Genomic DNA, 7,133 nt, shown 5'->3' with positions numbered 1-7,133 from the left:
GCAGGTGCGCGACTCCGTGCGCGAGCTCGCCGATGGGGCGGATCGTGGCAACACCCGCGACCCTGATCTGCTTCCGAACGCGGAGAGACCCGCCGCTTCGCCCAAGGCGGTGCACTGACGAATAGCGACTGCGGACGCCCAGCGTCCGAGCCACCGGGCCGAGAGAGCCCGGAGCGAAAGAAGATCTGGAGGAAAGCGTGCTTCAAAGAACGGCACGGATACTGCCGCTGCTTGCGCCGGTGCATCTGCTCATCCTGAGCGTGATCGTGCTGCCGTCGCTCTATGTCGTCTGGCTGAGCCTCAACACCTCGAGCTTCGGCCAGGCGCCGAGCTTCGTTGGCCTGCAGAACTATTGGCGCGTCCTCGCCGATCCAGCCTTTCACAGCGCGCTGTGGAACACGGTCGTTCTCGTCGTCGTCGCCGTGCATCTGGAGCTCGCTGTCGGCCTCGGCATGGCCCTGCTCTTCGCCAGCGGCCTGCCGTTCCGGCGCTCTCTGCTGGTCGCCGTGCTCGCGCCCTATGCCGTCAGCGAAGTCACCGCCGTGGTGATGTGGCGCTTCCTGTTCGATCCCGACGCCGGCCCGATCACGCTCGCGCTGCGGGCGCTCGGCCTGCCGACGCTCGACTGGTCGTTCGAGCCGTCGCACGCGATGGGACTGATCGGCCTTTTGACGATCTGGCTGCACCTGCCCTTCACCTTCGTTATCGTCTATGCGGCGCGCCTCGCCATCCCGGCCGAGCTCTATGAGGCGGCCCGGATCGACGGGGCGACGCGCTGGCAGGCCTTCCGGCGCGTGACGCTGCCGCTGCTCGGCCCGGCGATGCTGATCGCGCTGCTCTTCCGCTACATCTTCGCCTTCCGACTGTTCTCGGAGGCCTGGCTGCTGACCAAGGGCGGGCCGGCACGCTCGACCGAGGTGGTGGCGATCTACCTCTATCAGGAAGCCTTCAGCTTCAACGCCTTCGGCCCGGCCGCCGCGACGGCCTGGATCATGGTGCTGGCGTCGCTCCTGCTCGCCGGCGCCTACGTCCTCCTGCTCAGGCGCGGAGGGGTGGCCCATGCGCACTGAGCGCCTTCTCATCGGGGCGGGCAAGGCGCTCGCCGTCATCGCGATCCTGTTCTGGTCGCTGTTCCCGATCCTGTTCATTGCGATGTCGTCGCTGAAGCCGGGGCAGGACATCTTCGCCGTGCCGCCGAAATGGCTGTTCGCGCCGACATTCAAGCACTACGCCGAGCTCTGGCGCTCCTGGGGCGTCTTTTTCGACGGGCTTTTGAACAGCTTCGTGATCACGCTCGGCGCGACGCTGCTCGCCATCGTCGCCAGCGCCTGCGCCGGCTATGTCTACTCACGCAATTCCGGGCGCTGGCTCGGGGCGAGCCTGCTCGGGCTCATCATTGTCCGCCTGATCCCGCCGATCGTGGTGACGCTGCCGCTCTTTCCGATCGTCAATGCGCTCGGCCTCAGCGACACGCATCTCGTGCTGATCCTCCTCTACGCGACCTTCTTCGTCTCGCTCGGCACGGTGCTGATGCGCACCTTCATGGACCAGATCCCGCGCGAGCTGGATGAGGCCGCCTCGATCGATGGCGCCAGCCGCCTGACCATCCTGCGCAAGGTCATCATGCCGCTCGCGATGCCCGGCGTGCTCGCCGTCGCGGTCTTCGTCATCGTCTTCTCCTGGAACGAGTTCCTCTTCGCCTTCATCTTCACTGCGACGAAGGCCAAGACCGCCCCGCTCGTGATCTCCGAGATGATCGGTTCCATCGACGGAGTCGACTGGGGAATCCTGTTCGCCGCCGCGACGGTGCAACTCGTGCCCGTCCTCATCTTCGTCGTCTTCATGAACCGCTACCTCGTGGCCGGCCTCACCGCCGGTTCGACGAAGGGGTAGCCAACCAGAAAGAGGGAGGAAGCCATGTCGAGAAAGCCCGCCACCGAATTGACGCGCCGCGGTTTCATCGCCGGGGCAGCTGGGGCCGGAGCCCTGCTGGCCGCTGGCCCCGGCCTTGCCGCCGGCAAGACGCTGAACGTCCTCAGCCACAAGGTCCATCAGACCGTGCTCGGCAGCGGCGATGGCGACCTGCTCAAGGATTGGCGCAAGGCCAACGATGCCGAGATCGCCTTCACGACCTTCGACTCGAACCCGCTGCAGGACCGGCTCTTCCGCGAGGCCAGCCTGAAGGAGACTGAGTACGGCATCGGCTATCTCATCGACAACCGCCCGACCTCGCAGATCGCCGCGCTGTTCGAGCCGCTCGACGCCTATCAGAGCAAGGACGCGATCGAGGATTTCGGCGATATCGCGCCTGGCCTCGTTCAGGGCATGACGGTCGACGGCAAGCTGATCGGCATTCCCGTCCGCCATGCGACGCAGGGGCTGTTCTACAACGAGGCGCTGCTGGAGGAGGCCGGTATCTCCGCCCCGCCGACGACGCTGGAAGAGCTGATCGAGCAGGCGAAGAAGTGTACCTTCACCTCGAAGGCGGGAACGCCTGTCGTCGGCATGGTGCTGGCGAGCGACCTCGCCGTCTTCCCGGTGATGTTCGCCCGCGCCTATGGCGGTGATTTCATCAGCGCCGATCTCAAGCTCGTACCCAACCGCGAGGCGATGGAGGCGGCGCTCGCAGCCCTGCGCGGCATGTTCGAGGCGGGCTCGCTGCCGCGCAGCTATGCCACGACCAAGAACGACGATCACGTCACCTGGATGCAGCAGGGCCGCGCTGCCTTTTCGCCCTTGCCCTTCGCGCGCGCCGGCCAGCTCAACAATCCCGAGCAAAGCAAATTCCCTGGCAAGATCAAGGCGATCGAATTCCCGGGCTCGGCGACGATCCGTGGCAAGGCGCCGATGGCCTCCGTCGTCGAGGCCTGGGCAATGTCGATCCCCAGAAACGCCAAGGACAAGGCGCTCGCGTGGAGCTTCATCAAGGAGGTGTCGAGCAAGCGCGTGACGCTCGGCATGGCGATCAACGGTAACGGCCCGGTCCGCGTCTCGAGTTATGGCGATGCCGGGTTGAAGGCCAAGAACCCACTCGCCGAGGTCGAGGCCAAGGTGCTGGCGACGGCGCGCGGCGCCTTTCCGCCCTTCCCGGAAGCCGCCCGCGCCCAGGCGACCTTCCTCGAGGAGGTCCAGCTCGCCGTACTCGGCCGCAAGCCGGTCAAGGATGCCGTCTCCGCCATCATCGAGCGCATCAAGCCGATGATGCCCGCCTGATCGTCGACCCAGGCTGCGGGGCGCGCTGCCCCGCTGCCGTCACCGAATTCATCCTATTCTGAAGGATCTCCGTCATGCCGACCGCAGCGACCCGTTTTATCGAGGAGCCGGCGCGCTCCATTCCCGTCTCGGCCGAGTACGACGTGCTCGTCGTCGGCGGCGGCCCTTCGGGCCTGACGGCGGCGCTTGCCGCGGCCGAGGACGGTCTGCGCGTTGGCCTGATCGAGAGCCGCAGCTTTGTCGGTGGCAACATGACGATCGGCCTGCCGGTGCTTGGTTTCCTCGGCCAGAAGGGCAACCAGATCATCGATGGCCTGCCGCAGAAATTCATCGAGCGGCTGCGCCGGGAGCGCCAGGGGGCGAGCGAGCACAGGCCTTGCCCGCTGCATATGGGCATCACTTTGGTCGAGCCCGAAGCGGTGAAGACGGTCGCGCTCGAGATGCTCACGGAAGCCGGCGTCGATGTGTTGTTTTATACCTTCTTCGCGGGCGCGCTGGTCGAGAACGACACGATCCGCGGCGTCATCACCGAAAGCAAGAGCGGCCGCACCGCGACCCTCGCCAAGGTGGTGATCGACTGCAGCGGCGATGCCGATGTCGCCTATAGCGCCGGCGTGCCGACCGAGAAGGGCAATGCCGATGGCGGCATGCAGCCGCCGACGCTGATGTTCTGCCTCGCCGGTGTCGACACCGATGCGCTGCGCCTGAGCATCGCCAATGCGCCGCCAGAGGCGCGGACCTACCTCACCGACTTCATCCCGGCCGAGTATTTCGGCCAGAACCACCAGTTCATCGTCGTCGGCATGCGCGAGCTCATGGCCAAGGCCAAGGCCGAGCGCGGGCTGAAGATCGCCAATGAGCGCACCATCATCATCACCGGCCTGAAGAAGGGCGAGGTCTGGATCAACATGACCCGCGTCAAGGGCACGGACGGCACCGACGCCCGCAGCCTGACCAAGGGCGAGATCGAGGGCCGCGCCCAGATCGACGACATCGTCTCCTACCTCGTTGGCTATGTGCCCGGCTTCGAGAAGGCCTACTTCACCAAGACCGCGCCTTTCCTCGGCATCCGCGAGACGCGCCGCATTCTCGGCCAATACGTGATGACGCAGGAGGACGTGCTCGCCTGCAGGCATTTCGACGATGCGATTGCGGTTGCGAGCTATCCGATCGACATCCACCGGCCTGCCGATGATGGCTGCACCCTGATCTGGTGCGGCGACTGCTACGACATTCCCTACCGCTCGCTGGTGCCGCAGAAGATCGGCAATCTGCTGGTTGCGGGCCGCAGCATCTCGGCGACGCATGAGGCGATGGGCGCGATCCGCGTGATGGCGACCTGCATGGCGATGGGCGAGGCGGCAGGCCGCGCCGCCAAGATATCGGTGCGCGGCAATCGCCCACCCGCCGAGATCGATGTCGAGGAGCTGCGCCGCCAGCAGCTCGAGCACGGGGTCTATCTGCGCAATCCCGACGGGACCCGCGCCGGATCGCCGAACCGCGCTGCGGCCTGACATGGCCGGGCATTTCATCGGCATCGATGTCGGCACCGGCAGCGCGCGGGCCGGCATCTTCGACCAGACCGGGCGCATGGTCGCGACCGCCAAGCGCGACATCGCGCTCTATCGGGACGGGCCTGATATCGCCGAGCAGTCGAGCGAGGATATCTGGCAGGCCGTCTGCGCCAGTGTGCGCGAGGCGATGGCGCATGCCCGGCTTGCGCCGGAGGCGATCGCCGGCATCGGCTTCGACGCGACCTGTTCTCTGGTCGTGCTTGGGCCGGGCGGCTCCCCCTTGCCGGTCGGCCCGCACGGCGACGCCAGCCGTGACATTATCGTCTGGATGGATCACCGCGCCATCGACCAGGCCGAGCGCATCAATGCGACCCGCCATCCGGTCCTCGCCTATGTCGGCGGCACGATCTCGCCCGAGATGGAGACGCCGAAGCTGCTCTGGCTCAAGGAGAAGCTGCCCGCCACCTATGAGGCCGCCTGGCAGTTCTTCGACCTGCCCGATTTCCTGACCTGGCGCGCCAGCGGCTCGCTGGCGCGCTCGACCTGCACCGTGACCTGCAAATGGACCTATCTCGCGCATGAAGGGCGCTGGGATGCCGGCTATTTCCATGAGGTCGGGCTGGGCGATCTGGCTGACGACGGCTTCGCCCGGATCGGCACGGAGATCGTTCCGGGCGGCACCGCGCTCGCACAGGGGCTGACGGAAAGGGCCGCGGCCGAGCTCGGTTTGAAGCGGGGCACCACGGTGGCTGCGGGGCTGATCGACGCCCATGCCGGCGGCGTCGGTTCGATCGGCGTGCGCTCTCCGCACGGCACTGTTCTGACCCGTATGGCCTATGTCTTCGGTACCTCGGCCTGCACGATGGCGAGCAGTCGCGAACCGATCTTCATTCCCGGTGTCTGGGGACCTTATTTTGCGGCGATGGCACCCGGCCTCTGGCTCAACGAGGGCGGGCAGTCGGGAGCTGGTGCTGCCATCGAGCAATTGATCGGATTCCATCCGGCCACGCCCGAAGCGCAGCGCCGGGCCGAGGCGGATGGGCTCTCGCTGCCTGACTGGCTCGCTGCGCAGGCTTTGCAACATGTCGATGGACCATCGGAGGCGGCTCGTCTCGCCGGCGAGCTGATCGTCGTGCCGGACTTCCTCGGCAACCGCTCACCCCATGCCGATCCGCAGGCGCGGGCGGTCGTCTCCGGGCTCGGCATGGAGCGAGACCTCGACAATCTCGTCGCGCTCTATGTCGCGGGGCTCACCGGCATCGGCTACGGCCTGCGCCAGATCATTGAGGTCAGCCGGGCGAAGGGCGCCGTTGTCGAGGCGATCGTGCTCAGCGGCGGAGCCGGGCGCCATCCCCTGGTCCGGCAACTGCTGGCGGACTGCTCGGGTCTGCCGGTGCTGGTGCCGGACGATGTCGATCCCGTCCTTCTCGGCTCGGCCATGCTCGCCGCAGCCGCGGCAAAAAGCCTTCCCCGACCTCGGCGAGGCCATGGCCGGAATGGCACCGGGCGCGACGGTCTTTACCCCGGCCGGCGGCGAGATCGCCCAATTGCACACCCGGCGTCTGGCCGCCTTCGAAGCGCTGCAGGCGGCCGCACGTCAGGCGCGTGAGCTGATGCGGCCAGCACGAATCCAAGCCGTATCGGAGACCATCACGTGAGCCAGGACCTGACCGGAAAAGTCGCTGCGATCACCGGCGCAGCCTCGGGGATCGGCCTTGCTTGCGCGAAACGGCTGATCGCCGCCGGCGTGCGCGTCGTCCTCGTCGACCGCGACGGGCAAGCGCTGGCGCAGGTCTGCAAGCCGCTCGGCACGGATGCCATCCCGCTCGTCGTCGATCTGACCGATCCCGCCTCCGTCGCCGGCATGCTGCCGCAGATCCTAAAAATGGCGGGCGCGCTCGACATCTTCCATGCCAATGCCGGCGCCTATGTCGGCGGGCCGGTCAGCGAGGGCGATCCCGACGCCTGGGACCGTATGCTGAACCTCAACGTCAACGCGGTTTTCCGCAGCATCCACGCCGTGCTGCCGCACATGATCGCACGCAAGACCGGAGACATCCTCGTCACCAGCTCGGTGGCCGGTGTCGTTCCGGTGGTCTGGGAGCCGGTCTATACGGCCTCGAAGCATGCGGTGCAGGCCTTCGTCCACACGCTGCGCCGCCAGGTCATCCCGCATGGCCTGCGCGTCGGCGCCGTCCTGCCCGGCCCGGTGGTGACGGCCCTGATCGCGGATTGGCCGCCGGAGAAGCTCGAGGCGGAGCGCGCCCGCGGCGGCCTGATCGAGGCGGAGGAAGTGGCGGAAGCCGTGCATTTCATGCTGACGAGGCCTCGCAACGTCACCATCCGCGATCTCGTCATCCTGCCGCAAAGCACGGATCTCTAGCCACACAGTAGGTTGAGATCACC

At 66.9% G+C, this 7,133-nt stretch carries 6 protein-coding genes and 1 pseudogene (1 of these 7 only partly in view); all 7 read left to right on the top strand.

The genetic code is table 11. The annotated features are described in order from the left end of the window. Window positions 1–118, top strand: partial view of a LacI family DNA-binding transcriptional regulator gene (locus tag QO058_RS15545; RefSeq protein WP_284167229.1) — the final stretch only. 977 nt of this gene lie to the left of the window's left edge; only the last 118 of its 1,095 coding nucleotides appear in the window; the start codon falls outside the window, past its left edge; the stop codon is at window positions 116–118. 79 nt (window positions 119–197) lie between these two features. After that, window positions 198–1,070 carry a carbohydrate ABC transporter permease gene (locus tag QO058_RS15540; protein ID WP_284167228.1) on the top strand — a complete coding sequence of 291 codons (873 nt, stop codon included), beginning with the start codon at window positions 198–200 and terminating at the stop codon, window positions 1,068–1,070. Then, window positions 1,060–1,893, top strand: coding sequence for a carbohydrate ABC transporter permease (locus QO058_RS15535; protein WP_284167227.1), 834 nt, complete (start codon window positions 1,060–1,062; stop codon window positions 1,891–1,893). Before QO058_RS15540 ends, QO058_RS15535 begins: the two co-directional genes overlap by 11 nt. 24 nt (window positions 1,894–1,917) lie before the next feature. Continuing rightward, complete coding sequence (locus tag QO058_RS15530) at window positions 1,918–3,213, top strand: ABC transporter substrate-binding protein (protein ID WP_284167226.1); 1,296 nt, start codon at window positions 1,918–1,920, stop codon at window positions 3,211–3,213. A 74-nt stretch (window positions 3,214–3,287) separates the two neighbouring features. Beyond that, on the top strand, window positions 3,288–4,727 hold the full coding sequence (locus QO058_RS15525) for an FAD-dependent oxidoreductase (RefSeq protein WP_284167225.1): 1,440 nt from the start codon (window positions 3,288–3,290) through the stop codon (window positions 4,725–4,727). A gap of 1 nt (window position 4,728) precedes the next feature. Continuing rightward, a pseudogene (locus QO058_RS15520) lies at window positions 4,729–6,385 on the top strand (FGGY-family carbohydrate kinase). After that, entirely contained in the window at window positions 6,382–7,110 is a 729-nt protein-coding gene (locus QO058_RS15515; protein WP_284167224.1) for an SDR family oxidoreductase, read from the top strand. The pseudogene QO058_RS15520 and the gene QO058_RS15515 overlap by 4 nt, the downstream one beginning before the upstream one ends. Window positions 7,111–7,133: the final 23 nt, after the last annotated feature.

The organism is Bosea vestrisii (assembly GCF_030144325.1).
Classification (GTDB): Bacteria; Pseudomonadota; Alphaproteobacteria; order Rhizobiales; family Beijerinckiaceae; genus Allobosea; species Allobosea vestrisii_A.
Note: the sequence above shows the minus strand (reverse complement) of the source record. Positions and strands in the feature narration are given on the sequence as shown.